This window comes from Geodermatophilus sp. SYSU D00663 (genome assembly GCF_054050655.1).
Genome location: NZ_JBJGZT010000035.1, coordinates 1 through 26,994, shown reverse-complemented (window position 1 = coordinate 26,994; position 26,994 = coordinate 1). Strand labels below are relative to the sequence as shown.

22 protein-coding genes are annotated in these 26,994 nt (G+C 78.7%); 14 read left to right on the top strand and 8 right to left on the bottom strand.

Annotated elements, in window-relative coordinates; all coding sequences use genetic code 11:
- Positions 1-99: 99 nt before the first annotated feature.
- Together ACI79Z_RS20870 and ACI79Z_RS20865 are read left to right on the top strand one after the other, a co-directional pair.
- Positions 100-918 (top strand): AfsR/SARP family transcriptional regulator, encoded by an 819-nt coding sequence (locus tag ACI79Z_RS20870; RefSeq protein WP_456903760.1) that lies wholly within the window; start codon positions 100-102, stop codon positions 916-918.
- 52 nt (positions 919-970) lie between these two features.
- Complete coding sequence (locus tag ACI79Z_RS20865) at positions 971-2,173, top strand: alpha/beta hydrolase family protein (protein WP_456903758.1); 1,203 nt, start codon at positions 971-973, stop codon at positions 2,171-2,173.
- Positions 2,174-2,183: 10 nt separating this feature from the next.
- Here ACI79Z_RS20865 and ACI79Z_RS20860 read toward each other — a convergent pair whose 3' ends face one another.
- Entirely contained in the window at positions 2,184-3,422 is a 1,239-nt protein-coding gene (locus ACI79Z_RS20860; RefSeq protein ID WP_456903755.1) for an AI-2E family transporter, read from the bottom strand.
- Positions 3,423-3,602: 180 nt separating this feature from the next.
- On the opposite strand from ACI79Z_RS20860, the gene ACI79Z_RS20855 reads away from it, so the two are divergent.
- A complete protein-coding gene (locus ACI79Z_RS20855) occupies positions 3,603-4,592 on the top strand; it encodes a rod shape-determining protein (protein WP_456903753.1) in 990 nt (329 codons plus the stop codon).
- Between the two features lie 17 nt (positions 4,593-4,609).
- On the opposite strand, the gene ACI79Z_RS20850 is transcribed toward ACI79Z_RS20855, so the two are convergent.
- On the bottom strand, positions 4,610-7,663 hold the full coding sequence (locus tag ACI79Z_RS20850; protein WP_456903751.1) for an FtsW/RodA/SpoVE family cell cycle protein: 3,054 nt from the start codon (positions 7,661-7,663) through the stop codon (positions 4,610-4,612).
- A gap of 18 nt (positions 7,664-7,681) precedes the next feature.
- Complete coding sequence (locus ACI79Z_RS20845) at positions 7,682-8,824, bottom strand: hypothetical protein (RefSeq protein ID WP_456903749.1); 1,143 nt, start codon at positions 8,822-8,824, stop codon at positions 7,682-7,684.
- A 311-nt stretch (positions 8,825-9,135) separates the two neighbouring features.
- Between ACI79Z_RS20845 and ACI79Z_RS20840 the strand changes: the two genes are divergently transcribed.
- A complete protein-coding gene (locus tag ACI79Z_RS20840; protein WP_387993984.1) occupies positions 9,136-9,579 on the top strand; it encodes a DUF4383 domain-containing protein in 444 nt (147 codons plus the stop codon).
- A gap of 416 nt (positions 9,580-9,995) precedes the next feature.
- Here the strand turns inward: ACI79Z_RS20840 and ACI79Z_RS20835 are convergent, their stop codons facing one another.
- Positions 9,996-11,579 (bottom strand): DUF4389 domain-containing protein, encoded by a 1,584-nt coding sequence (locus tag ACI79Z_RS20835; protein ID WP_456903747.1) that lies wholly within the window; start codon positions 11,577-11,579, stop codon positions 9,996-9,998.
- A 214-nt stretch (positions 11,580-11,793) separates the two neighbouring features.
- On the opposite strand from ACI79Z_RS20835, the gene ACI79Z_RS20830 reads away from it, so the two are divergent.
- From ACI79Z_RS20830 to ACI79Z_RS20820, 3 genes are read left to right on the top strand one after another with little or no spacing between them, the layout of a single operon-like run.
- Positions 11,794-12,636 (top strand): hypothetical protein, encoded by an 843-nt coding sequence (locus ACI79Z_RS20830; RefSeq protein WP_456903745.1) that lies wholly within the window; start codon positions 11,794-11,796, stop codon positions 12,634-12,636.
- Positions 12,633-13,496: a universal stress protein gene (locus ACI79Z_RS20825; protein WP_456903743.1), complete on the top strand. Its 864-nt coding sequence runs from the start codon at positions 12,633-12,635 to the stop codon at positions 13,494-13,496. The genes ACI79Z_RS20830 and ACI79Z_RS20825 overlap by 4 nt, the downstream gene beginning before the upstream one ends.
- Positions 13,497-13,499: 3 nt before the next feature.
- The gene (locus tag ACI79Z_RS20820) at positions 13,500-14,102 is read left to right on the top strand and encodes an Rv1733c family protein (protein WP_456903741.1); all 603 of its coding nucleotides are present in this window, start codon (positions 13,500-13,502) and stop codon (positions 14,100-14,102) included.
- Between the two features lie 19 nt (positions 14,103-14,121).
- Here ACI79Z_RS20820 and ACI79Z_RS20815 read toward each other — a convergent pair whose 3' ends face one another.
- Together ACI79Z_RS20815 and ACI79Z_RS20810 are read right to left on the bottom strand one after the other, a co-directional pair.
- Positions 14,122-15,120, bottom strand: a complete 999-nt coding sequence (locus tag ACI79Z_RS20815) for a zinc-dependent alcohol dehydrogenase family protein (protein ID WP_456903739.1) — start codon at positions 15,118-15,120, stop codon at positions 14,122-14,124.
- Between the two features lie 125 nt (positions 15,121-15,245).
- Positions 15,246-15,605: a transcriptional regulator gene (locus ACI79Z_RS20810; protein WP_387994001.1), complete on the bottom strand. Its 360-nt coding sequence runs from the start codon at positions 15,603-15,605 to the stop codon at positions 15,246-15,248.
- Between the two features lie 180 nt (positions 15,606-15,785).
- Here ACI79Z_RS20810 and ACI79Z_RS20805 point away from each other — a divergent pair, with 180 nt between their 5' ends.
- On the top strand, positions 15,786-16,847 hold the full coding sequence (locus ACI79Z_RS20805) for a TerC family protein (RefSeq protein WP_387994003.1): 1,062 nt from the start codon (positions 15,786-15,788) through the stop codon (positions 16,845-16,847).
- A gap of 23 nt (positions 16,848-16,870) precedes the next feature.
- Here the strand turns inward: ACI79Z_RS20805 and ACI79Z_RS20800 are convergent, their stop codons facing one another.
- A complete protein-coding gene (locus tag ACI79Z_RS20800; RefSeq protein ID WP_456903737.1) occupies positions 16,871-17,848 on the bottom strand; it encodes a universal stress protein in 978 nt (325 codons plus the stop codon).
- A 268-nt stretch (positions 17,849-18,116) separates the two neighbouring features.
- Here ACI79Z_RS20800 and ACI79Z_RS20795 point away from each other — a divergent pair, with 268 nt between their 5' ends.
- From ACI79Z_RS20795 to ACI79Z_RS20785, 3 genes are all read left to right on the top strand, one after another.
- Positions 18,117-18,671: a flavodoxin domain-containing protein gene (locus ACI79Z_RS20795; protein WP_456903735.1), complete on the top strand. Its 555-nt coding sequence runs from the start codon at positions 18,117-18,119 to the stop codon at positions 18,669-18,671.
- Between the two features lie 192 nt (positions 18,672-18,863).
- Positions 18,864-19,298 (top strand): pyridoxamine 5'-phosphate oxidase family protein, encoded by a 435-nt coding sequence (locus tag ACI79Z_RS20790; protein WP_456903733.1) that lies wholly within the window; start codon positions 18,864-18,866, stop codon positions 19,296-19,298.
- Between the two features lie 143 nt (positions 19,299-19,441).
- Complete coding sequence (locus tag ACI79Z_RS20785) at positions 19,442-21,151, top strand: GAF domain-containing protein (RefSeq protein ID WP_456903731.1); 1,710 nt, start codon at positions 19,442-19,444, stop codon at positions 21,149-21,151.
- Positions 21,152-21,171: 20 nt separating this feature from the next.
- On the opposite strand, the gene ACI79Z_RS20780 is transcribed toward ACI79Z_RS20785, so the two are convergent.
- Positions 21,172-21,843: a response regulator gene (locus ACI79Z_RS20780; protein ID WP_387994017.1), complete on the bottom strand. Its 672-nt coding sequence runs from the start codon at positions 21,841-21,843 to the stop codon at positions 21,172-21,174.
- A gap of 224 nt (positions 21,844-22,067) precedes the next feature.
- On the opposite strand from ACI79Z_RS20780, the gene ACI79Z_RS20775 reads away from it, so the two are divergent.
- From ACI79Z_RS20775 to ACI79Z_RS20765, 3 genes are all read left to right on the top strand, one after another.
- A complete protein-coding gene (locus ACI79Z_RS20775; protein WP_456903729.1) occupies positions 22,068-22,982 on the top strand; it encodes a hypothetical protein in 915 nt (304 codons plus the stop codon).
- A gap of 123 nt (positions 22,983-23,105) precedes the next feature.
- On the top strand, positions 23,106-25,508 hold the full coding sequence (locus ACI79Z_RS20770) for a phosphatase PAP2 family protein (protein ID WP_456903727.1): 2,403 nt from the start codon (positions 23,106-23,108) through the stop codon (positions 25,506-25,508).
- A 196-nt stretch (positions 25,509-25,704) separates the two neighbouring features.
- Positions 25,705-26,994: DUF222 domain-containing protein (locus tag ACI79Z_RS20765; protein ID WP_456903726.1), on the top strand; the 1,290-nt coding region annotated here is incomplete at its 3' end.

Here is a 26,994-nt window from a genome sequence, read left to right as displayed (position 1 = left end):
GGCGCGGGGGCGTTCCGCTCGGGAGCCGTGCGCTGCCGCGGCGGGGTCGCCCGCCCGCGGCCGACGACGGCACGGGGGCCGCACGCGAGGAGGCCGACCGTGCCCGGCACCACCTCCCCTCAGCTGTCCTTCCACGACCTGGGCCCGCTCGAGGTGCTGCGCGGGGGGACACCGGTCGCGCTGGGCGGCGCGCGGCTGCACGCGGCGCTGTCGCTGCTGCTGGTGCACGCCGGACGGCCGGTCCCCGCCGACGCGCTGGGCGACGCGATGTGGGGTGAGCGCTCCCCGGGGCGGTCGTCGTCGACCCTCGACTCCCACGTCTGGCGGCTGCGCCGGGCGCTCGAGCCCGGCCGCCCGCCCGGGGCGCCGTCGGCGGTGCTGGTGCGCGAGCCGGGCGGCTACCGGCTGGTCGCCGACCCGGAGTCCGTCGACTCGCGCCGGTTCGCGCGCCTGGCCGCCGCGGCGGCGGCCCTGCTGCCGGCCGGGCGGCCGCACGAGGCCGCCGCGGCCGCCGAGCAGGCCCTCGGGCTCTGGCGCGGGCGGCCCTGGCCCACCGTGGCCGACCGGCCGTGGGCCGCCCCCGACGTCGCCCGCGTCGAGGAGCTCCGCGACCAGGTGCGCGAGGTGCTGGCCGAGGCGCTGATCGCCGCCGGTGCCCCGCAGCGGGCGCTGCTGGAGCTCGGGTCGTCCCTGGCCCAGACGCCGCTGCGGGAGCGCCTGTGGGCGCTGCGCATGCTCGCCCAGCACCGCCTCGGCCGCGCCGAGGAGGCGCTGCGCAGCTACCGACAGGTCCGCGCGATGCTCCTCGACGAGCTGGGTCTGGAGCCCGGCGCGGAGCTGCGCGGCCTGCACCGCCGGATCCTCGCGGCGGACCCGACGCTGGCCGGCCCACCCGCACCCCGGGTCGCCACGGGGTGAGGTCCCCGGGCGGCTTGGAGCACCGTTGGAGCGGGGACCGGCACGGTGGGACGTGTACTCCTTCTCCAAGCACGCCGACGTCCAGTTCGCCGTCGAGGACGTCCTGGGCGGGACCTGGGCCCGGGCCGCCGACGTCGGGGAGGTGCTGGCCACCGTCGCCCGCGTCCCGGACGGCGACGCCCGCGCCTGGGTGGCGCAGTGGAGCGCCACCGCGGAGCGGCTGGCCGGGCTGGCCCGCGACGCCGAGGCGGCCGGTCACCTGCGCAGCGCGGCCGCGCGCTGGCTGCGGGCCGCGGCCTACTGGTCGACGGCGTCGGACCGGGGCGACGCCACCGGGGAGTTCGTGCCCCTGTGGGAGCGCCACCGCGACGCCTGGGACCGGTTCGCCGACCTCACCGCCGCCGTCGGCGACGTCGCCGTCGAGCGGCTGGAGATCCCCTACGAGGGCACCACCCTGCCCGGCTACCTCTTCCGCCCGGGCCCGCCCGGGGAACCGCGCCGCACCCTGGTGCACACCAACGGCAGCGACGGCTCGGCGGTCAGCGCCTGGACCCGCGCGATCGCCGACGCGCTGGCCCGCGGCTGGACCGCGGTGACCTACGACGGCCCCGGCCAGAACGCCGCCCTGGTGCGGCAGGGGCTGCCGTTCCGGCCCGACTGGGAGCACGTCCTCACCCCCGTCGTCGACGCGCTCGTCGCGCGGGCCGACGTCGACCCCGCCCGGATCGCCGTCATGGGGGTCAGCCAGGGCGGGTACTGGGTGCCGCGGGCGCTGGCCTCCGAGCACCGGGTCGCGGCCGGCGTCGCCGACCCGGGCGTCGTCGACGTCTCCAGCACCATGCTCGCCCAGCTGCCCGCGCACCTGGTGCGGCTGCTCGACGCCGGCGACCGGGAGGCGTTCGACCGCGAGATGGGCTGGGCGCTGCGCCTGTCCCCCGCCACCCGCACGATGCTGCAGTGGCGGATGCGGCCCTACGGGGTGAGCTCGCCGTTCGACCTGTTCACCGCCGCCCGGGCGTACCGGCTCACCCCGGAGCAGATCGCGGCCGTCCGCTGCCCGGTGCTGGTCACCGACCCCGAGCACGAGCAGTTCTGGCCCGGCCAGTCCGCCCGCCTGGCCGAGGCGCTGACCTGCCCGGTGACGCTGCTGCCCTTCACCGCCGAGGAGGGCGCCGACGGGCACTGCGAGCCGGCCGCGGCCGGCCTCCGCAACGAGCGGGTCCTCGACTGGCTCGACGACGTCGTGCCCGCCTGACCGCCCGCGGTCAGCGCGGTTCCCTCCGCACCCGCCACCACTGCCCCCTCGGGCGGTGCACCACCGGGACCTCGTCCACGACCAGCTCGTAGCGCCGCCCGTAGGTCTCCACCACCGACTCGACGGCGGCCACGACCGGGATGGCGACCAGCGCGCCCATCGGCCCGAGCAGGCTCACCCCGACGATGACCGAGCCGAGCGCGACCGCCGGGTGCACGTGCACCGTGCGCGCGGTGATCCGCGGCCCGATGAGGTAGTTCTCCACCTGCTGGTAGGCCACGCCGAACAGGACGACCCACAGGGCGTCCGACGGCTGGCCGGCCAGGGCCACGACCGCCGGCAGGCCGATCGCGAGGTAGGTCCCCACGGTGGGGATGAACTGCGACACCAGGCCGGTCCACAGCGCGAGCGGCAGCCAGAACGGCACCCCCAGGACCGCCAGGAAGACCGCGGTGACGAACGCGCTGAGCAGGGCCAGCAGGAACCGGGAGAACACGAAGCCGCCGGTCTTCTCCACCGCGATCTCCCACACGGTGGCGATGACCCGCTGCTGGCGGGGTGGGAAGCGACGCGAGACGGTGTCCCGCAGGGCGGGTGCCTGCGCGGACATGTAGAAGGCGAACAGCAGGAACGTCAGCGTCTGGAAGATCGCGCCGATCACCGTCGTCACGAAGCCGACGACGCCCGGCGTGAGGTCCTCGACGACCTGCTGGACCCGCTCGGGCGTGAGCCGGAGGGAGTCGACGACGTCGGCCGCCTGCAGCTGCGTGCCGAAGCTCCGGTTGACCGCCTCCACCAGGCTGCGGACGACGTCCGGCAGCGAGGTGACCAGCCCGGCGAGCTGGTCGACCAGCAGGGTGCCGAACGCGGCCACCATGCCGATCCCGAGGAGCACGACGACGAGCATCACCAGGCCGGTGGCGGCCCCGCGGCGCAGCCCCCGGCGGGTGAGGGCGTGCACGGCCGGCTCGATGCTGATCGAGAACATCCAGGCGAGGAACACCAGGCCGAGGAAGCTCCGGAGGTGGGTGAACGACCAGGCCGCCACCTGGTAGGCGGCGGCGGCGAGCAGCACCAGGAGCAGGACCCGGCGCAGCCAGGGCGGCTCGACACCCCACCGGCCGGGTGCCGCGCCGTCGGCCGCGGCGGGGGGCGTCGCCGGGGGCGTCACAGGGGGCGCGGCAGGGGGCGGCGGGGCGGCCGGCGCCTCGCGCCCGGCGGTCCCGTCGGGCTCCCCAGTCCCCGGCACGCAGGCAGGGTAGAGGGGACCGGGACCTCCGGCACGGGCCGGAGGTCCGCGGTCGGCGGGACCTCCGGTCAGCAGGCCCTCCGGTCGGCAGGACCTCCGTCGGGACGCGCCGGGGCATCTGGACCGGACCCGGGCCCGCCGCCAGACTGGCCGGGCACCCCGGGGGTCAGGAGGCACCGCGTGGAGCTCGGGATCGATCTCGGCACCGCCACCACCGTCGTGAGCGACGTGCGCCGCGGGATCCTCTACGACGAACCCACCGTCATGCTCGTGCGCCGCGGCAGCGGCCGCCGGGACCGGGTGCTGGCCGTCGGCCGGGAGGCCGCCGACCTGCTCGGCCGCGCGCCGTCCCGGTACGCCGCGGTGCGCCCCCTCGACGACGGCGTGGTCACCGACCTCGAGACCACCCGGACCTACCTGCGCGCGGTGCTGCGGGCGGCGGGCCAGCGGCTGTGGCGGATGCCCGTCCGCGCGGTGGTGACCGTGCCCGTCGGGTCCAGCTCCCTGGAGCACCGCGCGCTGCTGGAGGCCGCCGAGGAGGCGGGCATCCGGCCGGTGACCGCGCTGGACGAGGCGGTCGCCGGCGCCGTCGGCTGCGGCCTCGACCCGCTGGAGCGGCGGGTGCACATGGTCGTCGACGTCGGCGGCGGGCGGGCCGAGGCCGTCGCGTTCTGCTACGGCGGCGTGCTCGCCTCCCGGACCAGCAAGACCGGCGGGGAGGAGATGACGCTGGCCGTCGCCCGGTTCCTGCGCGAGCAGCACCAGCTGCTGGTCGGCGACCTCGAGGCGGAGGCGCTCAAGGTCCGGCTCTGCTCGGCCGGGGACGAGCCGCTCGTCGTCCAGGGCCGGGACGGCGTCACCGGCCGGCCGCGGCTGGCCACCGTCCCGGCGGCGGAGGTCGGCGAGGCGCTGCGCCCGATCGTCGACGACATCGTGCGGACCCTGGCGCCCTGCCTGGACGACCTCCCGCCGCAGGCCATCGCCGACGTCATGGGCGAGGGCGTGCTCGTCTTCGGCGGGTCCTCCCTCGTCCCCGGCCTCCCGCAGGAGCTCGAGCGGGTCCTCGGCCTGCCGGTCAAGCCGGCCGAGGAGCCGCTGACCTGCGTCGCCGACGGCGCCGCCCGGGCGCTGCGCAACCGGGCGCTGCTGTCGGCCTACGGCCGCCGCTGACCCTCAGGCGCGGCCGGTCACGGGGCCTGCACCGGCTCGGTCGCGAGGACGTCGGCCCGGTGGTCCAGGTAGTGGCGCAGGCCCGCGGACACGACGTCCTTGGCGTTGTTGGCGCCCGTCCCCGGCCCCTGCACCATCGCCGTCACGACGATCTCCGGGGCGTCCATCGGGGCGGCGACGGTCAGCCAGTTGTCGTACTCGTCGTCGCGCAGCCCGCCGTCCTGGGCCGTGCCGGTCTTGCCGCCGACCGGGGCCGGCAGGTCCGCCAGCCGGATCGCGGTGCCGCTGGTGACGGCGTCGCGCATGCCCTCGCGGACCGGGCCCAGCTCGGCGGCGTACGGCAGCGGTGTCGGGGCCGGCGTGGGGACGGCGGTGTGCGACCCCTGCGTCCCGATCGACATGCCCAGCCGCGGTGTGACCAGGGACCCGGTGCTCAGCGCGGCGGTCCACCGGGCGTTCTGCAGCGGCGTCACCGTGATCTCGCCCTGGCCGATGCCGAGGATGACGGTGGACCCGCCGTACCAGGTGCCGCCGTCGGCCTCCACGGACTCCGGCGTGCCGAGGTACCCGGCGGACTCGCCGGGCAGGTCGATGCCGGTGCGCTGGCCGACGCCGAGCGACTGCGCGGTGTCGATCATCGCCTCGGGGCCGAGCGCGACGGCGAGCTTGTAGAAGTAGACGTCGTTGGAGATGGCGATCGACTCACGCAGGTCCATCGGCCCCATCGGCCGCCAGTTGCCGAAGGTGTGCCCGCCGTAGGTGTAGCTGCCCCCGGTCGGGACCACCTGGTCGGGGTCCCACACCCGGTGGGCCTGGTTGGCCGCGGCGACGACGAGCTTGAACGTCGACCCGGGCGGCGCGACCGCCTGCGTGACGTGCTCGAGCGTCGGTGACCCCGGCGCCGACGCGAGCGCCTCCAGCGCGGCGGAGTCGGCCGGCGGGCCGTAGAGGTTGTTGTCGAACGACGGGGCGCTGGCGATCGCCAGCACGTGCCCGGTGCGGGGGTCCATGGCGACGGCGGCGCCGATCTTGCCCTGCGGCCGGGGCTGGGCGCGCAGGGCGGCGGCCAGGCCGGCGTCGAGCTGCCGCTGCAGGCCCAGGTCGATCGCCAGCCGCAGGTCGGCACCGGGCACGGGCTCGACGCGGCCGGCGAGCGCGACGGGCACGCCCGCCGGGTCCACGTACACGCACTGCCGCCCGTTGGTGCCGCGCAGCACCGCGTCGTACTCCAGCTCCAGGCCGGCCCGGCCGACGACCTCGCCGTTGGGCAGGCCGGGCCAGCGCTCCTCCGCCTCGGGCGTGGCCACGCCGACGAAGCCGAGGACCGGGCCGAGCAGCGCGCCCTCCGGGTACCACCGGCGGGGCTCCGGGACGACGACCACGCCGGTGATCCCGGCGGCGGCGATCGTGTCGCCGACGGCCCGGGGCACCTCGGCCACCGGCAGCGACAGCGTGGTGGCCTCCGCCGCGTCCAGCTGCGCCTGCAGCTCGGCGGGCGGGCGGGCGGTCAGGACGGCGAGCCGCTCGACGGCCGCGGCGTCGTCGCGCACGAGGGCGGGCACCGCGAGCACCCGGTCGGCGCCGGTGCCGGCGGCCGCGGCGTCGACGGCCAGGGGCGCGTCGTGCCGGTCGGTGATGGCGCCGCGGGGGGCGGGCAGCCGGATGCAGCGGGTCATCTGCTCCTCGCCGGCGAGCGTGAGCTCCTCGCCCCGGGTGACCTGCATCCGCCAGCCGTAGAGCCCGAAGGCGACGAGCAGCGCCGAGAGGGCGGCCGCGGCCAGCCGGAGCAGCCGCGGGCGCGGGTTGCGCCGGCCCGGCGCCGCCCACAGCCGCCGGCGGGCGCTGTCCCGGCGGACGCCCAGCACGACGCCGATCGCGGCCAGGTGCACGACCAGCGCCGTCCCGCCGTAGCTGAGCAGCGGGAACGGGACGCCGGCCAGGGGCAGCAGCCCGAGGTTCGCGCCCACCGAGACGACGGTCTCGACGCCCATGAGGATCGCCAGCCCGCCGCCGACCAGCGCGGCCTGCGGCGTGCGCGCCCGGCGGGCGGCCAGCGCTAGCCGCCACACGAGGACGACGACGGCGACCACGACCCCGGCGCCCGCGAGCAGGCCCCACTGGCCGACCAGGCTGGCCGGCGCGAGGTCGGTCTGTCCTTCGGGCAGGTACTGGGCGCGCAGCTCGCGGAGCGGGTCGTCGGCCCGCCCGGTCAGCCCGCCGGAGGCCACCGCGATGTGCGCCTGCCGCAGCGCCCAGCCCGAGCCGGTGGGCGACTCGTGGGCGCCGACCAGGAAGGTGCCCAGGCGCTGCAGCTGGTAGGGCTGCATCAGGCTGATCATCAGCGGCGCGGAGACGACGGCCGCGGCGCCCAGCGGCAGCAGGAAGCGCGCCGGCACCCGGCCGAGGACGAGCATCGACGCGGTGAGGACGGTGAGCAGCGCCGTCGTGCTGAGGTCGGGCTGCATCAGCGTCAGCCCGATGGGCACGGCGGCCAGCAGCACGGCCGGGCCGAAGCGCCGCCAGGCCGACCGTCCGGAGCCGAGGACCGCGGCGAGGACCAGCAGCAGCCCGAGCTTGGCCAGCTCGGAGGGCTGGAAGGTGACCGCGCCGAGGACGAACCAGCGGGTGGCGCCCTTGACCGTCACCCCGACCGTGAGGACGCCGACGAGGAAGACGACGGCCGCGGCGTAGGACACCCAGCCCAGCACGCCGAGGTACCGGACGCGGACCCGCCAGAACACCGCGAGGGCGAGCACACCCCCGGCGGCGATCAGGCCCTGGCGCAGCGCGAGCTCGTGCGCGCCGATCAGGTACAGGTTGGCCAGCCCCAGCCCGACCAGCGCGAGGGCGGCGACCACGGCCAGGAGGTCGAACAGCGCGCTGCGGCGTTCCCGGCGCTCCTCCCGGGTCCGGCCCCGCCCGCCGTCGCCGGCCGGCAGCCCGCCCGGCTCCAGCGGGGAGCCCTCCGGGACGGCCCACAGCACGCGGCGCTGGCGCCGGCTCCACCGCCGGGTCGCCCGGGGACTGCTCGCGGCGTCGTCCGGCGGGCCGGCGGGCACCGTGTAGCGCATGCGGGCACTCCCGTCGGGTCAGCGGGTGCGGAGCTCGGGTGGGCAGGAGCCCACGGACAGCGGCGCGGAGGCCGCGGTCGCGGGCGCGTCGGTGACGGCCAGGACCGCGACGGCCGGCAGGGGCGGCAGCGCGACGACGCCGAGGGCCTCGGCCCGCTCCCCTCCCGGCGGGACGGCGACCGTGCCGCCCGGCGCGGTGGAGCTGTCGCCGGTGCAGCGGTCGACGAGCAGGTAGGACCAGGTCACCCGCTGCTCCGCGGTCCCGGGGACCAGCCGCACCTGCACCCGCACGGTGCAGGGCTGCCCCGGCTCGCACGCGTCGAGGCCGCGCAGGTCGACCGCGGTCACGCTGCCGGCCGCGGCCGGGGCCGGCGCGGGGATCGGCACGCCGTCGGTCTCGGGCTCCGCGGTCGGCTCGACGCCGCTGCGCCCGGCGTCGAGGAGCACCTCGACGTCGGCGGCGATCTCGTCCCGCAGCAGGACGACCTCCGCCGTGACCGCCGCGGTGAGCACGACGACCGAGAGCAGCCACGCCCCGACCCGCCGCGCCCTGCGGGACCCCTCGCGCCGGACCGGGCGCGACACGGTGCCGCGGACGGCGGCCGACGCGGCCGCGCCCACCGGCCCGCCCGCCGCGATGGACCGCACCAGCGCGCCGAGCTCGGCGCGGACGGCGCCGCGGTCGATCGCCGCGGCGGCCTCGGCGACCCGCCGCGCGACCGGAGGGACGCCGGCGTCCGGCAGGGCCGCCACCGCCGCGTCGACCGCGTCCAGCAGCGGGTCCTCGGCCTCCGCCGCGCCGGGACGGGACCGGGCGGTGGCCGCGACGTCGGCGAGGACCGCGGCGACGGCCGGACCGGCCGGTGCCGCGGAGGGGTGGAGGGCCACCTGCCCGTCGGTCCCGACCGCGAGCCGGTCGAGGAGCGCGCGGCCGCCGGCCCCGGTGTCCGGCACCGGCAGCTGCGCCGCCTGCTCCAGCACGCCGGTGGACAGCTCGAGGGCCTGCGGCGAGGTGAGCCGGGCGAGGGCGAGCAGGCGGGCGAGCGCGACCCCGCCGGAGGGGACCGGGGGCGGACCGGACGGCCGCTGCTGGGCCGGAGGAGGGGGCGCGGAGCCGTCGTCGAGGCCCCCGGACGCCCGTTCGATCGTCAGGTCTGCCACTGACTGTCACCCGCCCATCCGCGTGCTCAGGATGTCCCCCGGGTCCGCTCGCTCAGGCTGGTGCACGGAGCCCCCGGATGTCACCGGGTCGCCGCACGGCGTCGCACCGGAACCGGCGCGTCGCGCTGGAGGACCGGCGCGTCGGCGCCCGGGACCCGGCGCGTCCCCGGCGCCCCGCGTGCCCGGGGACCTCCGGCACCGCCCGCGCGGCGACCGAGGTCCCCGCTCCCGGTGACCTGCTCCCCTTCCGCCCCGCCCGCGGACGGCGGCGCACTGGGGACCTCACCGCGGACGTCCCGAGGAGGCACCCCATGTCCGCACGAGACCGCACCGCCGGCACAGCCGGGGCCTGGACGTGGCCGCAGGTCGCCGCCCTGGTCGTCGGTGCCGTCTACACGATCGCCGGCGTCGCCGGCTGGTTCGTGACCGGCTTCGAGGACTTCGCCGCCCACACCGGCGACGAGCTGCTCGGCTTCGAGGTCAACCCGCTGCACAACCTGGTCCACCTGGCCATCGGGGTCGCGGGCCTGGCCCTGGCCCGCTCCCTGCCCCTCGCGCGCACCTACGGGTGGCTGCTCGCCGTCGGCTACGGCGCCGCCCTGGTGTACGGGCTGATCGCCATCGGGGAGACCTGGGACTTCCTGGCGATCAACGCCGCCGACAACTGGCTGCACGCGGTCAGCGCCGCCGTCGGCCTGGCCATCGCCCTCGGCCCGGTGCGGGCCGCCGTCGGCCGCCGGACGACGGGGGTGTGAGGCGCCCGCCCGGCCACCGGGCGGGCGACCGGCCGGCACGGGACCCCGCGGGTGCCGTGCCGGCCGGGACGCGCCCGGCGAGGAGGCCGCCACGACGTCCACGAGCCGGGAGCGGGCGCGGGGCCGGACCGGGCCGACCCCTCGGGAGCGGGGCGTGCTCCACGGCCTCGCCTCGGTGCAGGTGTCCCTGGCCGTCGCCGCGTGGGCCGACCTCGCGCGCCGCCGCCCCGACCGGGTCGACGGCCGCCGGGCGGTGCGGGCGGCGGTCACCGCCGTCGACCGGGTGGGTCCCGCGGCCGGGTTCCTGTGGGGGCGCCGCCGCCGAGCGGCCCTCCCGGCGACCTCCGGCGCCCCCCACCGCCGGCTCCCGGACGACGCCCCCGCCGGCAGCCCGGCGGGGGCGTCGCCGTGCGCACTCAGTCCTGCCGGGTGCGGGTCGGCGTCGGCTCCGGCTCGGCACCGCGCGGGCGGGGCAGGACCGGCGGCCCCGCGGCCGGCACCGGGCCGGACGGCGGCAGCGGCCGGGCCCGGTGCGCCCCGAGCGCGACGAGCAGCACGCCGCCGCCGAGCAGCAGCGCGCCCACCGCCAGCAGCGACACGGAGACCCAGGTCAGCCCGGGCAGGGTGGCGCCGACCCGGACGTCGGCCTCGATGCCGGCGCCGCCGTCGGTCCGCATGAGCACGACGGTCCAGTCGCCCTCGTCCGGCCGCCAGTCCAGCGTCACCGACCCCGTGCCGACGGCCGAGGCGGCCCAGATGCCCGCCTCCTCCGGCGGGACCGGCGGCGACCCGCCCGCCTCCGCGTCGACGGCCCACGCCCACTCGTCCCCGGACCACCAGCCCGACTCGGCCGGCTCGACCTCCGCGCGGGCGACGCCGCCCAGGTACCGGTCGACGTCGGCGGTGCGGGCCAGGCCCAGGAACAGCTCGTCGTCGGGTCCGGTGGCGGTGGCCTGCACCCGCGCGGTGCCCAGCAGCTCGTCGACCACCCAGTCGGTCCCGTCGCCCTGCAGCAGGAGCCCCTGGCTGACGGCGGCGTGGCCGGCGGTGTCGACGGCCGCCGGCTCCGAGGTCACGAAGCCGCCGTCGCGCTGCGTGGTGTCGGCCCACAGCAGGCTGCCCCCGGCGGCGAGCAGGCCGGTCGCGGCGGTGACGAGCAGCGCGCCGGCGACCACGGCCACGACCGGCCCGGCCGTCCAGCGGCTGGTCGCCGGCGCGGCGACGGGGACCGCCGTCGCGCCCGCGGGAGGCGCCTGCCCGGCGGGGACCGGCGGCGCCGCGGCCGGCGCCGGCAGCGCGGCGGGGTCCGTCCCGCCCATGTCGAACCGGAAGGGCGGATAGGCGTCGGTCAGCAGCAGGACGTAGCCCGTCACCCGCAGGGACCACCGGTCCATGCCGAGGACGAAGTCGTACAGTGGTTGGGGATAACGGCCGGTGACGAGCAGGACGACGCCGGCCACGAGGACCAGCAGCGCGACCAGGCCACCGGCCGCCCACCCCTCGCTCCAGACGCCGTCGCCGTCCCAGTCGCCCGTGCCGAACCAGAGCCCGCCGCCGACGAACACCGCCAGCACGAGGTAGTGCGGCAGCGCCAGCAGCCACTTGACCAGCACCAGGCCTCGGGACATCCGCTCCGGGTACACGACGTCCAGCCGGGCCGGGTGCCCGGGCACGTCGGCCAGGGTGAACGGCGGGTACCGGTCGGTGCCCAGCGCGGAGTAGCCGTAGTGCTGGACCCGCCAGGTCCAGCGCAGCACGCCCACGGTGAAGTCGAACAGCGGCCGCGGGTAGCGCGCGGTCACCAGGACCGCGAAGAACGCGACGACGGTGACGACGCCCACCGCCGCCCACAGGAACACCAGCACCACGAGGTGCGGTACCAGCAGCAGCCACTTGACCAGCCAGAGCCCGCGGGACAGCGGCGGGTCCAGGACCCCGTCGACCCGCACCGGGTAGGCGGGGGGCGGCGGTCCCGCCCCCGGGGACACGTGCTCGCTCACGACGCACCTCCTCCGCACCGCCGCGGCGGCCCGGGGTCGTCTCCCCGGCGCAGGCGGCCGTCCGGAGCCTCGCCCCCCGGGCCGCCGCGGGGACACGGGCGAAGGCGGGTCGGCCGCGGGGACGTTGGTCGGTGGTCCCGGGGACCGCGGGCCCCGGACGGCGGCGCCCGCACGGGCCAGGCTCGGGGGGACGACCGTCCCGAGGAGCCGCACCATGGCCCGCCGCGCCGCCCTCCCGGACCTGCCGCCTCCCCGGGTCCCGCGCCCTCCGCTGGAGGCGGCCGCGGACGCCGCCGGGCGGGCCCCCTCCGTGCACGGCACCCGGCCCTGGCGCGCCGTGCTGCACCCCGGCCGGCTGGAGCTGGTCGCCGACCTCCCCCGGCAGCTCGCGGTCCCGGACCCCGTCGGCCGGGCCCGGGCGCGGAGCGTGGGTGCGGCCCTGTTCGACGCCCGGGTCGCGCTGGCCGCGGCCGGGTCCGCCGTCCGCGTCGACCGGCTGCCCGACCCCACCGACCCGGGGGTGGTGGCCGTCCTCCGCCCGGTCGACGGGCCGCCGGACCCGGTGCTGGCCGCCCTCGCCCCCGCCGTGCGCCGGGGCCACGCCGACCCCCGGCGGCTCGAGGCCGACCGCGTCCCCGAGGACGTGCTCCGGCTCCTGGTCGCCGCGGCCGCCGCGGAGGAGACGGTGCTCGTCCCGGTCACCCGCGAGGAGCACCTGCGCCTGGTCGCCCGGCTCGCGCAGCAGGCCGGCCGCGGCCCCGCCCCGGACACCGACCGGACCCTCCTGGTGCTCGCGACTCACCGCGACGACCTGCGCGCGTGGCTGCGCTGCGGCGAGGCCCTGGAGCGGGTGCTGCTGGAGCTCACCGCCCGCGGCTGGGGAGGCGAGCCGCTCCCCCGGCTCGTCGAGGTCCCGGTGACCCGCACCCAGCTGCGCTCGGCGCTCAGCTGGGACGCGCACCCCCAGGTGGTGCTGCGCACCGGCCGGGCCCCGGTCCCGGCGCCGACGCCCCGCCGCCCGGTCCCCGACGGCCACGGGGGGACGACGTGGGTGTGACCTCCCGGCTGGCCCCGGTCGTGGCCGCGGTCGGTCCCGACCGCTCCGCGCCGGCGGTGGCGGCGGCCGCCGCCGACCGGGCGCACCGCGAGCTGCGCCCTCTGCTGCTGGTGGCCGCGGTGGAGGGCGCGCACGACCCCGGCCGCGCCCACGACGGTCCGTGGCACCGCGCGCTCGCGCGGCTGGACGTGCTGCGCCGCGACCTCACCGCCCGCGCCCCCGCCACCCCGGTGCGGACCGTCGTGCGCACCGGTCCCGCGTCCGGGGTGCTGCGCGAGGAGTCCGCCGGGGCGGCGGTGCTGGTCCTCGGCACGGGTCCCGCGGCCGGTGGGCTGGGCCCCGTCGCCCGGGACCTGCTCGCGTCCGCGGCCTGCCCCGTGCTCGCCGTGCCCCCGGGCGCCACCGGGGGCAGCGAGGTCGTGGCCGGCGTGGAGGGCACGGCCGGGACGACGGCGGTGCTCGCCGCGGCGGCCCTCGAGGCCGGCACGCGGGGCTGCCCGCTGCGCGTGGTGCACGCGTGGCCCGGCGGGGGCGCCCTCGGCGGGGCGGCGGTCCCGGCGGCCGTCGCCGAGGCCGAGCGCCGGCTCGTCGAGACGCACGCCGCCCGGGTGCACGAGGGCTGGCCGGCGGTGCCGGTGACCGTCGACGTCCGCGAGGGGGACCCCGCCCCGGCGCTGGTGCGCCTGTCCCGGGACGCCGGGCTGCTGGTCCTCGGGCGGCCGCGCACCCCGGCCGGCCCGGCCCTCGTCGAGGCGGTCGCGGGGCACGCGCGCTGCCCCGTGCTCGTCGTGCCGGCCCCTCCCCCGCCGCGACCCGACGACGCCCGCCGGCGCCGGGCCGCCGTCGCGCCGGCGAGGTGACCCGTGCCCCCCGACGCCGCCCCGCCGCCGGGGTACCTGCGCGCGCTGGTGCGGCGCGGCCTCGCCCCGGGCGCCCGCACGGCCGACCGGGTGGAGCTGGTCTCCTGCCTCGCGAGCGTCCTGCTGGCCGTCGCGGTGGTGCCGGTGGCGCTGGCGGTGGGCAGCGTGGTGGCGTCGGACACCGGCGCGCTGGCCGATCGCCAGGCCGCGCAGCGGCAGCAGGTGCCCGCGGTGGTCCTCGAGGACGCGGAGGTGCTGCCCGGCTCCCCGACGTCGCTGCGGGCGACCGCGCCGGCGCGGTGGGAGGCCCCGGACGGCGGCACCCGCGAGGACACGGTGCCGGTCGCGCCGGGGACCCCGGCCGGGGCCACGGTGCCGGTGTGGACCGGTCCGGGCGGCGGGCGCGCCGGCCCGCCGATCGAGGCCACCGACGTCGCCGTGGTCAGCGTGACCAGCGGCGTGCTGACCCTGCTGCTCGGGCTGGCCACGGCGGCGGTCGCGCACGCCTCGGTCTGCGCCTTGACCGGCCGGGCGCGCGACCGCGCCTGGGAGCGCGAGTGGGCCGAGGTCGGGCCCCTGTGGGCCGACCGCTTCCGGCTGCCCTGACCCCCGGGGCCGCGGCGCGTCAGACGTGCAGCACCGCGGCCCCGGCGAAGCGGCCGTGCGCGAGGTCGGCCAGCGCGCGCGGGGCGTCGTCGAGGGCGTAGGCGGTCGTGGTCGCGCGCACCCCCAGCCGGGCGGCGAGGACGAGGAACTCCTCGGCGTCGCGGCGGGTGTTGGCGGTGACGCTGCGCAGCCGGCGCTCCTGGAACAGCTCGCCGGCGTAGGACAGCGGCGGCACGTCGGACAGCCAGATGCCGGCGACGGCTAGCGTGCCGCCGCGGTCCAGGGCGCGCAGCGCGACCGGCACCAGCTCCCCGGCCGGCGCGAACAGCACCGCGCCGTCCAGCGGCTCCGGCGGCGGGTCGGCCGGGCCGCCGACGGAGTCCACCCCGAGCTCCCGCGCCAGCGCCCGGTTGGCGGCGCCGCGGGTCAGCACGTGCACCCGCATCCCCTGCGCCAGCGCGACCTGCACCGTCAGGTGGGCGCTGCCGCCGAAGCCGTAGACCCCCAGCCGGCCGCCGGGCGGGACCGCGGCGCAGCGCAGCGCCCGCCAGCCGATGATCCCGGCGCACAGCAGCGGCGCGGCCGCCTCGTCGTCGAGGCCCTCGGGCAGCCGGTGGGCGAAGCGCTCGTCGACCAGGCAGGCCTCGGCGTAGCCGCCGTCGAGGTCCCAGCCGGTGAACCGCGGGTCGGTGCACAGGTTCTCGTCGCCGCGGCGGCAGAACCGGCAGCTGCCGTCGGTGCGGCCGAGCCACGGGACGCCGACCCGGTCGCCGGGTGCGAAGCGGGCCGCCCCGGGGCCGAGCGCGTCGACGCGGCCGACGACCTCGTGCCCGGGGACGACGCCCGGCCGCCGCGGCGGCAGGTCGCCCTCGGCCAGGTGCAGGTCGGTGCGGCACACGCCGCAGCAGCGGACGGCGACCCGGACCTGCCCCGGGCCGGGGACGGGCGGCTCGCGCTCCACCCGGCGCAGCGGTCCCGCGTCCACCGGCGCCGGCGTCCCGACCACCCAGGCCCGCACCCGCGCCTCCTCAGACCGTCGTCCCGGCCGGCACCTGCCGCGGGTGCGCCACGACGACGGGGCACCGGGCCCGGGGCACGCAGCCGAGGACGACCGGCGACCCGTCGAGGCCGGCGACCACCCCGTCACCCTCCGCCGGAGCCCGGGGGCGGGTCCGCCGCCGGACGTCCCCCCGGCGGCGGACCTTGGTCCCGGGCGAAGACGGCGAGCAGCGCGTCCACCTCGTACGCGGCCGTGGCGGGGTGCCGGAAGTGCTGGTGCGGCCGGATCTCGTAGCGGGTGCGCCGGCCGTGCCGGTGGCGCGTCAGGTACCCGCCCTCCTCGAGGTCGCGGAGGATCCCCAGGGCCGCCCGGGGGGTGACACCCACCCGGGCCGCCACGTCGACGACCCGCGCGTCGGGGTCGGCGGCCACGGCGAGGAGCACGTGGCCGTGGTTGGTGAGGAAGGTCCAGGACGGGCGCGCCGCCCGGGCGTCCGCGGTCACGGGCTGCTCCTCGGTCCGGTGGCGGGGACAGGTGAACCCTGCTTCACTGGTTCTCGCGGAGGGGAGTATCCCCGTGGCGCTGCCGTCGTCAGGACGGCCCCGGAGGAGGGGTCCGGCGGAGCGGGCCCGAGACGGGCCGGGAGAGACCTCCGGTTGGTGCTCACCGACTGGAGGCTGTCCGTGGACGTCCCCTTCTGGCTCTGGCCGGCCGTGCTCGGCCTCATCGTCGGCATGCTCGCCGTCGACCTGTTCGCCCACCGCCGGGCGCACGTCATCGGCGTCCGCGAGGCCGCGCTGTGGTCGGCGGCCTGGGTGGCGGTCGGCGTCGCCTTCGGCGCCTGGGTCTGGTGGGCGCACGGCGCCGAGCCCGGCCAGCAGTACTTCGCCGGCTACCTGATCGAGAAGTCGCTGGCGGTGGACAACGTCTTCGTCTGGGCGGTCCTGTTCACGTACTTCGCGGTGCCGCGGGAGTACCAGCACCGCGTGCTGTTCCTCGGCGTCCTCGGCGCCCTCGTCCTGCGCGGGCTGTTCATCGCCGGCGGCTCGGTGCTGGTCGAGCGCTTCGACTGGGTGCTGTACCTGTTCGCCGGGTTCCTGCTCTGGACCGGCTGGCGGATGGCCCGGCAGCGCGACGAGCACCTGGACCCGGAGCGGTCCCGGGCGCTGCGGTGGTTCCGCCGGTACGTGCCGATGACCGACGCCTACCACGGGCAGCGGTTCCTCGTCCGCCGCGACGGCGTCCTGCTGGCCACGCCGCTGCTGGCGGTGCTCGTGCTCGTCGAGGTGACCGACGTCGTCTTCGCCGTCGACTCGATCCCGGCCATCTTCGCCGTCACCGACGAGCCGTTCCTCGTCTTCACGGCCAACGCCTTCGCGCTGCTGGGGCTGCGCGCGATGTACTTCCTGCTCGCCGACCTGGTCCACCGGTTCGTGTACCTCAAGACCGGGCTGGCCCTGGTCCTCGTGTGGGTCGGCGTCAAGATGCTGCTCAAGGTGGACCTGTTCCACGTGCCGACCGCGGTCAGCCTCGCGGTCATCACCACGATCATCGGCGTCTCGGTCGCCGCGAGCCTGCGGGCCACCCGGGGTCAGGGCCGGCGTCCGGTCGCCGCTCCGCCGGCGCCGCCGTTCCGGACCGCCACCGCCGAGGAGGTCGCGGCTCTCGAGCCGCTGTGGCGCCGCCGCCGCGCGGACGCGCCGGCCGCGGCGGGGTCCGGCCCCTCCCCCGGGGAGCGGCGGTGAGTCCCGCCCCCCGGGGCGCCCGGTCACGCCCGCGCCGGCTCGCCCGCGTCGACGGTGACCCCGGTGCGCCGGCCGGCGGGGTGGACGACCAGGACCGGGCAGGCGGCGTGCACCGCGCAGTGCAGCGCCACCGACCCGACCAGCAGCCCGCGCACCGCCCCGCGCCCGCGGCCGCCCACCACCAGCAGCGCGGCGTCGCGCGCCCGGTCGACCAGCACGTCGGAGGCGGCGCCCTCGACCACGTCCACGTCGACCCGCGGCACCGGCGCGTCCGCGGGCCGGCCGCCGAGCACGCCGTCGACGGCCTCGTCCACCCGCCGGCGCAGGTCGCCGCGGACCTCGTCCCGCGAGGGCACGACGACCGAGGACAGGTCCACCCAGTAGTCGGTGAGGACGTAGGTGGCCAGCACGTGGAGCTCCGCACCCGTCCGCGCGGCCTCCTCGACCGCCGCGGCGAGGGCCGCGTGCGCCGTGGCGGAGCCGTCGAAGCCGGCGACCACCCGCGGCGGGGCGGCCGGCTCGTCGGTCCGCGGGTGCACCACCAGCACCGGGCAGCGGGCGTGGGTGACCGTGTGCAGGGCGACCGAGCCGAGCAGGGCGCTGCGCACCGCTCCCCGCCCGCGGTTGCCGACGACGACGAGCTGCGCGTCGGCCGACCGGCTCACCAGGGCGGCCGCGGGTGACTCGGGTGTGACGTCGACGTCGACGGGGACGCCGTCCGCCTCCGGGACCTCCTCGCGGACCGACGCCACCAGCTCCTCGGTCAGCCGCCGGGTGGCGCCGCGGACGTCGTCGACCAGCGGCACCACGACGCCCGCGCCGCCGAGCCAGTACAGGTCGGACGCGAAGCTGCTGACAACCAGGAGTCCGGCGGCGCGCTCCGCGGCGGCACGGAGGGCCGCGTGCAGGGCGGCGCGGGCCGGGACCGAGCCGTCCACCCCGACGACGACGGGGCCGACGGCGGGCGCGACGGCGCCGGGCTGCTGGGGGGTCGCGTCCATCGGCGGTCCTCACGTCGGGCCCGGGGACGCCCCGGGCGGGCGCCCCGACGATGCGCCGCGCGGCCGCCGCCCGGCCCGGGGCGAGGGACCCGGGGTCCCGGGACCTCCGTCCCTCCGCACGGCGGCCGCCGACCCTGGGGCCGGGTGCGCGGACTCCCTAGCGTCCGGCACACCGACCGCGAGGAGGAGCCGTGCAGACCAGGGACGTCATGACGCGCGACGTGCCCGCGGTGGTCCCCGCCGCCGGCGGCCGGCGGGGAGGACCACGGTGAGCCGGCCCCGGGTCCTGGTCGCCCACGCCAGCCGGCACGGGTCGACCCGGGAGATCGCCGAGGCCCTGGCCCGCGACGTGGGCGGGTCCCCGGCCGGGCGCTCGGTGGGCCTCTCCGCGGCGGCGCTGCCGGCCGGGTCGCGGCCCGACCCCGCCGCCTGGGACGCGGTCGTGCCGGCCAGCGCCGTCCACGCCGGCCGATGGCTCCCCCCGGTCCAGGACCTGGCCGTGCGGTGCGCGGGAGTGCTCCGCCGGCGGCCGGTGTGGCTGTTCTCCAGCGGGCCGATCGGCGATCTGCCGTACCCGCCGGAGGACCCGCAGGACGCCGCCGCGCCGGCCGCGCTGCTCGCCCCGCGCGGCCACCGGGTCCTGCCCGGCCGGCTCGACCGGGCCCTGCTCGGCTCCGGCGAGCGTGCGGTGGTCACCGCGATGCGTGCCCCGGTCGGCGACTTCCGGGACCGGGACGCCGTCCGGTCGTGGGCCGGTGAGATCGCCGGCGCGGTCGCCGCGGGCCGTCCGGCCGTGGCGTCGCAGCGGCTGTCCGGTGCCTGACCCGCCGCGGCCGCCGCACCGGGCCGGCGGGAGGGCCGTCCGGGCCGCCGACCCGGGCCTCCCGGCCCCTCCGTCCGGGACCGTCGCCCCGGTGCGGTCCCGCCTCGGGCAGGGCAACCTGGGGAGTCGGCGCCCGCAGGGGCGCACGTGGGGGCCGCGCCACCCCCGCGGCACGCCGAACGGGGAACGCACGTGACCGGTACGGGGACCATCCGCACCTCCCTCGACGACGGGGAGTGCCGCTCCCTGCTGGGCAGGGGCACCCACGGGCACCTCGCCTTCACCCGGGACGCCCTGCCGGCGATCGCACCGGTCCGCTACGCGCTCGACGGGGACCGCGTGGTCATCCCCGCGGCCCCGGACAGCGACCACCTGCCGCCGGCGGGGGGCGCCGTCGTCGTGCTCGGCGTGGACGGCTGCGACGGCGACACCGAGTGGTCGGTGACCGTCGTGGGCCCGGCGCGGACCGTCACCGACGCCGCCACCGCGGCCGCCCTCCGCGCCCGGGACTGGCCCCGGCCGCTGCTGGTCGGGGACGGCCACCGGTTCGTGCTCCTGACCATCGGGGTCCTGCGCGGCTGGCGGACCACGCCCCCGGCGGCCCCGGTCCCGGGGAGGGCGGGGTGACCCCGGACAGCACCGTGTGACCCCGGACGACGCCGTGTGACCCCGCCGGGGCGGGACGGGCAGGACCGCCGGGTGCCTACCACCGGCCGGGGTCCCGTGCCAGTCTGGGCCGGCGAGGTCAGGCCTCGGTGAGGGGTGCCGACATGACCGGTCCGGTGTCAGCGCGCGGGCCCGGGCCCGCGGGCGGGTCGGCCCTGGCCGGGATGCGGCTCACCGAGCTGGTCGACGAGGTGCAGGACCGGCTGACCGCGGTCGCCCGCAGCCAGGAACGCATCCAGAACCTGCTCGACGCGTTCCTGTCGGTCTCCTCCGGCCTGGACCTGGAGACCACCCTGCGGCGCATCGTGGAGAGCGCCTGCGACCTGGTCGACGCCCGGTACGGAGCGCTGGGCGTGCTGGCTCCGGAGGGCGGGCTGGCGGCGTTCATCCACGTCGGCGTCGACGAGGCGACCGCCGCCGCGCTGGGCTCGCTGCCCGAGGGCAAGGGCGTGCTCGGGCAGCTGATCACCGAGCCGTACCCGCTGCGGATCGCCGACCTGAGCAAGCACCCGGCCTCGGTCGGCTTCCCCCCGGGCCACCCGGAGATGCACAGCTTCCTCGGGGTGCCCGTGCTCGTGCGCGGCACGGTGTTCGGCAACCTCTACATGACCGAGAAGCGGCAGGGGGAGTTCACCCCCGAGGACGAGGCGGTGCTCACCGCTCTCGCCGGCGCCGCGGGCGTCGCCGTCGACAACGCCCGGCTCTACGAGGAGGCCGAGGAGCGCCGCCGGTGGGCGACCGCGCTCTCCGACGTCCGGGCCAGCCTGCTCGACACCGGCTCCGGCGAGCGGGCGCTCGCCCTCGTCGCCGAGCGGGTCCGCGAGCTGACCGGCGCCGCGGCGGCGTGGATCATGGCCGGCCCCGACGCCGCGGGCCGCTACGAGGTCCGGGTCCAGGTCGGCGACGGGCTGCGGGACATCACCGGGACCTGGGTGGACGTGGCCGACAGCCCGGTGCTGCAGGCCATGGGCGACGGCGCCGGCGAGGTCGTCACCCTCGACATGACCGGGCTGGCCTACGACGGGCCCAACGCGCACGTGGAGTGGGGTCCCTGCCTGGGCGTCCCGCTGCGCGGCACGGAGGCGGAGTCCGCGGTCGTGATCGCGGCCCGCCGCGCGGGGTCGCCGGCGTTCGACGGCGCGCTGCCGGCGCTGGTCGGCTCGTTCGCCGACCAGGCCGCGGTCGCCCTCGACCTCGCCGCCCGGCAGCGCCTCGCCCGCCAGCTCGACGTCTACGAGGACCGCGACCGCATCGCCCGCGACCTGCACGACCACGTCATCCAGCGGGTGTTCGCCGCCGGGCTGAGCCTGCAGTCGGTCCTCCCGCGGGTCGCCGACCCGCAGGTGCAGGGCCGGATCCGCGACGTCGTCCGCCAGCTCGACGACACCGTCCGCGACATCCGCACGAGCATCTTCGACCTGCACACCGTCGACCAGCCCGACGGCGGGGTGCGCCGGCAGGTGCTGGACACGGTGGCCGGCACCGCCGGCGACCTGGAGTCCACCGTGCGCACCTCCGGCGCGGTCGACACGCTCGTCACCGGCGGGCTGGCCACCGACGTGGTGGCCGTCGTCCGGGAGGCGGTGAGCAACGCGGCCCGCCACTCCGGCGCCCGGCACGTGACCGTCACCCTCGACGTCGGCGACGAGCTGGTGCTCGAGGTGGTCGACGACGGCCGGGGCATCGACGCGCGGGCCGCGCGCAGCGGGCTGCGCAACCTGGAGCAGCGGGCGACCGGCCGCGGCGGCGGCCTCGAGGTCGCGGCGGTCCCGGACGGCGGGACCCGGCTGCGGTGGTGGGCGCCGCTGTCCTGACCGGCCGCCGGCCCGGCCGGTCAGCCCTGGCGGGGCGTCCCGCCGCGCAGCTGGGTCGCCAGGACCGCGGCCTGGGTGCGCCGCTCCAGGCCCAGCTTGGCCAGCAGGTGGGACACGTAGTTCTTCACCGTCTTCTCGGCGAGGAACATCCGCTCGCCGATCTGCCGGTTGGTGAGCCCCTCGCCGATGAGCTCGAGCACCGTGCGCTCCTGCTCGCTGAGCCGGGCCAGCGGCCCGGCCGGCTCCGCGGCGCGCCGCATCCGCTCGAGCACCGCGGTGGTGGCCGCGGGGTCCAGCAGCGAGCCGCCGGCGGCCACCGTGCGCACCGCGCTGACCAGGTCGGCGCCGAGGATCTGCTTGAGCAGGTAGCCCGAGGCGCCGGCCATGATCGCCTCGAACAGGGCCTCGTCGTCGCTGTAGCTGGTCAGCATGATCACCCGCAGCTCCGGCATCCGGCTGCGGAGCTCGCGGCAGACCGAGACGCCGTCGCCGTCGGGCAGCCGGACGTCCAGCACCGCGACGTCGGGCCGGAGCGCGGGCACGCGGGCCAGGGCCTCGGAGGCGTTCTTCGCCTCCCCTACGACCCGGATGCCGGGGTCGCTCTCCAGGACGTCGGCGACGCCGCGGCGCACCACCTCGTGGTCGTCGAGGAGGAAGACCCCGATCGGCGCCTGCTGCGTGTCCGTGTCCACCGGAGCCCTCCCGTCCCGCGGTCGTCGTCCGAGGTTAGGGCCTGCCGGCCACCCGGGGCGCGGGGTCGGAGGTCCCGTCCCGCCGGCCCTCCGGCCGCCGGCGACCTCCGGCCCGCCGACCGGGGACGTCCGGCCCTCACCGCCGTCCGGCCGGGGCGCGAGCGTCGGGCCGTGGACGACGCCTCCCTCCGGGTCCGGGCCGGCCGCGCCACCCCGGAGGAGCCGTGACGTCGTCCCTGCTCGACCGCGCCACCGCCCGCGCGGCCGTCGCGCTGGCCGACCGCGCGCCGTCGCCGCACGACACCCGGCCCTGGCGCTGGCGGATCGGGCGCACGTCGGTCCACCTGTCCGCCGACCCGTCCCGGCGGCTGCCGGCGACCGACCCCGGGAGCCGGGACCTGCTGATCGGCTGCGGTGCCGCGCTCCACCACCTCCGGGTGGCCCTGCGTGCCGCCGGCCTGGCCCCGTGCGTCCACCGGCTGCCCGACCCCGCGCGCCCCGCACACCTCGCCGCCGTCGACGTGTCCCCCGCCGAGCCGGCCCCGGACGACCTCGCCCTGGCGCAGGCCGTCGAGCACCGCCGCAGCGACCCGCGCGTCTACTCCCCCTGGCCCGTCCCGGCGGAGCTGCTCGCCGACCTGGTGCGCGCCGCGGCCGGGGAGACGGCGCGGCTCACCGTCCTCGCCCCCCGCGCCCGGCGGGAGGTGGTGCGCCTGGTCGAGGAGGCCGCCTGGAGCGGGCGGTCCCGCGGCTCGGTGGACGGCGTCCCGGTGCGGGACCTCGCCGGCGGCGCGCTCCGGCTCGCCGGTGACGGGTCCGGAGGGAGCGTCCTCGCCGTCCTCACCACCGCCGGCGACGGGCCCGCCGACCGGCTGCGGGCGGGCGAGGCGCTCAGCGCGGTGCTCCTGACCGCGACCGCCGTCGGCCTGGCCACCGACCCGGTCGGCCGGCCGCTCGAGGTCCCGCACGTCCGGGCCCGGCTGGCCGCGCTGTGCGCCGGCGTCTCCCCCGACGCGCCGGGGACGCCCCAGGCTCTCGTGCGGCTGGGCTGGGCGCCGGTCAGCGCCGACCCGGTCCCGGCGACCCCGCGCCGCCCGGTCGACGAGGCCGTCGACCCGCTCGACGCCCCCTGGTCCTGACCGCACCGGCAGTGCCGGCCGGGGCGTGTCCGCCTGCCGGTGGGCAGCGCCCCGCAGGTGGCGCCCACGGGCAGGGCCGGAGGACCCTGCCCGTGGGCGGGGGCGGGGCGCTGGACTGTGGCCGTGACCACCCGGACCGTCCCCGCGGGGCAGCTGGGCCGCGGGGCCGGTCCCTCCGGCTGGGGACGGGGACGTCCGCAGCGCCTGACGACCGACCTGGTGCGCGTGGCCCTGGGGCTCGTCGTCCTGGGCACGGGGGTGCTGATCGCCCGGCGAGGGCAGCTGTCCGCCCTCGAGCGGGACCTGTTCCGGCTGTTCAACGACCTGCCGGCCGGCATCATGCCGGCGGTCTGGGTGGTCATGCAGCTGGGCAACGTGCTCGCCGTCCCGGCGCTCGCGCTGGTCGCCGTCCTGTGCCGCCGCCTCCGCGCGGCGCGGGACCTCCTCCTCTCCGGGTTCGCGGCCTACCTGGCCGCCGACCTGGTGAAGTCGCTGGTCGGCCGGGAACGGCCCGCGGGCCTGCCGGTCGGCGCGGTCCTGCACGAGGGCACCGTGGGCGGGGCCGGCTTCGTCTCCGGCCACTCGGCGGTCGCCGCCGCCCTCGCCGCCGCCGCCGCCCCGTACCTGACCCGGCGGGGACGCCGGGTGGCGTGGGCGCTGGCGTGGTCGGTCGCGCTCGCCCGCGTGTACGTGGGCGCCCACCTGCCCCTCGACGTCGTCGGGGGCGTGGCGCTGGGCTGGGCGATCGGCTCGCTGGTGCACTGGGTGTTCGGGGTGCCGTCGCGGGAGGTCCCGCCCGGCCGGGTCGAGGCCGTGCTGCGGCGCTTCGGACTGCCGGTCACCGGGGTGGCGCCGGCCGCGGTGCGGGCACGCAGCTCCCAGCCGTTCACGGCGGTCGACGACCGCGGCCGGCGGCTGTACGTGAAGTACCTGGAGCCCGACCGGCACGAGCGCGACCGGCTGCACCGGATGTGGCGGGTGTTCGCCGTCGGGGACGTGAAGGACGCCGACGCGCTGGCCCCGCTGGGGCACCAGGCCGAGCACGAGGCGGTGGCCGCCCTGACCGTCGAGCGGCGCGGGGTGCGGGTGCCGTCGGTGCTGCTGGCCCGCGGCGGGTCCGGGGACGCCGTCGTCGTGCAGGAGTACGTCGAGGGCCGACCGCTCGACGAGCTGGACCCGGCGGAGCGGACCCCCGGGCTGCTGCACCAGGTGTGGAGCGAGGTCGCCCGGATGCACGCCGCGAACGTGGCGCACCGGGACCTCGTGGCCGCCAGCGTGCTGGTCGACCCGGCGGGCCGGCCGTGGCTGGTCGACTTCGGCAACGCCCGGACCGGCGCCACCGACGACGAGGAGGCCGTCGACGTCGCCGAGCTGCTGGCCTCGCTGGCCGCCGCACCCGGGGCCCCGTGCGACCCGGTCGCGCTGGTGGCCGCGGCGGTCGACGTCCTCGGGGAGCCGGCCGTCGCGGCGGCGCTGCCGTCGCTGACGCCGCTGGCGCTGTCGTCCGAGACCCGGGAGCGGCTGCGCGCCGAGCCGTCCCGCCTGGCCGCGCTGCGGGCCGCCCTGCACGCCCGGCTGGACCTGCCCGACCCCGACCGCCCGGTGTTCCCGCCCGCCGGGCCCGTGGCGCGGGTGCTCGTGACCCTCGGCTGCGCGGTCGCCTTCGCCGGACCCGTGGTGGTCGCGGGGGTCGGCGCCGCCGTCGACAGCGTCGGGACGCAGGGGTGGCGGTGGCTGGGCGGAGCCGGGCTGCTGGCCGCCGCCGCGGCCCTGGCCCGCGCGGCCGCCGTCGCCCGGGCCGCCGACCGGCGGGTGTCGGTGGGCCGGGCGCTCGTCGTCACGCTGGTCGCCCGGAACGTGGGCCTGGTGCACGGCCGCGACGGCGAGCGCCTGGCGCGCGCCCGGCTGCTGGAGCGGGCCGGGCTGCTGCCGGCGACCGCGCACGCGGCGACGGTGCGGACCGCGGTCGCCGGCCTGGCCGGGGCGGCCGTGGCGGCGGGGGCGGTCGTCGCGCTCGCCGCCGTCGACGGCTCGATCCCGGACTGGCGGTCCCCGACCGCGGTCCTCCCTGCGGCCGCCGCCGGCCTGGCCGCCTGGGTGCTGGCGGGCGCGGGACAGCTGACGGCCCGCCGCGGCAACGCCGAGCCGCTCCCGTCGACCGCCGTGCGCCGCCTGGTCCCGCGGCGGCAGCAGGCGGCCCTCCTCGGCTGGGTCGCCCTCGCCGTCTCGCTCGAGGCCGCGGTCCTCTCGGCCGCGGTGCAGGCGGCCGGCGGCGGGGTCCCCGTGCTCGCCGTCGCCGGCTGCTACGCCGTCCTCCGCCTGGTCTGGATCGCGCTGCCCGCCTCCGCCCTGCCCGGCGCCCCCGAGGCGGTGCTGCTCCTGCTGCTCGGCACCATCGGGACGTCCCCGGCCGCCGCCTGCGTCGCCGTCCTCGTCACCCGGTCGCTGACCGTCTGGATCCCCGCCGCCGTCGGCGTCGCGGTGGACCGGCGGTCCCACCCGGCCACCGTCCCCGCGTCCGTCTGACCGGCCGGGCCGGCTGCCCAGCACGTCCGACGGGACGTCCGGTCCTGGTTCCCGGTGGGCCGATGGGCGGTCGAGAGGCCATCCGTCGCGGACCGGGGTGCGTCGGTCGCACCCGACTCGGCCGTCCGCGGACATGGGCGCAGGACTCGCCTCTGGCCTGCGGGAACTGTCGTACCCCGGCCGTAGCGTGCGGGGTGTGGAGGAGGTCGCCCAGTACGTCTCGCCCGTCGAGCGGGCGCTCGTCGGCGTGCTCCTCGAGCAGCCGGTGTCCATCCCCCGGCTGCCGGTGGCGCTGCTGTCGCGCGAGCAGAAGGCCGCCGAGCTGCAACGGGTGGCCGCGCTCAAGGCGATGACCGCCGCCTACGAGGCCGAGCTGGTCCTCGGCCTGGCCGACGACTCCCCCGATGACGACGACCCGGCACTCGGCACCCCGGGCACCCGCTCCCGGTCGTGGAAGCCGGATGCCGAGCTGCCCGGGGTGTCGGAGTTCTTCCCCGCCGAGCTCGCGATGGTCCTCAACTGCGGGCGGCTGGCCGCCGCGCAGCTGGCGCACCGAGCGTGGACCTACCGGGAGAAACTGCCCGGGACCTGGGCGGCGCTGGCCGCCGGGCGGCTGGACGAGGCGCGCGCCAAGGCTCTGGTCGACGTGCTCGAGCACACCACGGCGGCCACCGCCCGGACGCTCGAGGCCCGGCTGCTGCCCGAGGCCATGTCCCTGACGGTGCGCACGCTCAAGGACCGCGCGCTGGCGCTGCTGCTCGACGCCGACGCCCAGGCCATCGACGGCCGCCGGAGGCAGGCCGAGCGGCACGCCGACGTGCGGCTGTACGACTGCCCCTTCGACGGCATGGCCACCCTCGCCGCCGACCTCCCCGCCGACCTCGCCGCGGCCAGCTTCGCGGTCGTGGACGAGCTGGCGCGGATGCTGAAGGCCGACGGGGACGAGCGGCCGATCGGGCAGCTGCGCACGCTGGTCCTCGCCGATCTGCTGCAGCGCCCGTGGGAGACCGGCCGCCCGCCGGTGAGCGCGCACCTGCAGGTCATCGCCACCCTCGCCGCGCTGACCGGCCGCAGCAGCGAGGCCGGGGCGGTGAACGGGCTGCCGATCACCGCCGCCCACCTCCGGGAACTCCTGCAGCAACTGGACGCCCTGGGGCTGCGCACCCCGGAGGGCGGCTCGGTGACGCTGGCGCTGGTCGACGACGACGGCACGCTGCGGGCGACGACCACGCTGAACCGGTTGCGTCGGCTCGCCCGCACCGGCTGCGCCGACCACCCGGCCGACGCCGACTGCGACTGTGCGCTGCTCGAGCGACCGGCCGCGACGGACAGCTACGCACCCTCCGCGCCGCAGCAGGCGTTCGTGCACACCCGCGACCGCACCTGCCGCTTCCCCACCTGCGGCCAGCGCGTCGGCTGGGCCGACACCGACCACGTCGTCCCCCACGCCGCCGGCGGCGCCACCGACTGCGCCAACCTGTGCTGC

Coding starts and splice junctions, on each gene's coding strand:
- ACI79Z_RS20850 (WP_456903751.1), bottom strand. CDS start 7,663: ATGCGCTACACGGTGCCCGCCGGCCCGCCGGACGACGCCGCGAGCAGT.
- ACI79Z_RS20840 (WP_387993984.1), top strand. CDS start 9,136: ATGTCCGCACGAGACCGCACCGCCGGCACAGCCGGGGCCTGGACGTGG.
- ACI79Z_RS20830 (WP_456903745.1), top strand. CDS start 11,794: ATGGCCCGCCGCGCCGCCCTCCCGGACCTGCCGCCTCCCCGGGTCCCG.
- ACI79Z_RS20800 (WP_456903737.1), bottom strand. CDS start 17,848: ATGGACGCGACCCCCCAGCAGCCCGGCGCCGTCGCGCCCGCCGTCGGC.
- ACI79Z_RS20785 (WP_456903731.1), top strand. CDS start 19,442: ATGACCGGTCCGGTGTCAGCGCGCGGGCCCGGGCCCGCGGGCGGGTCG.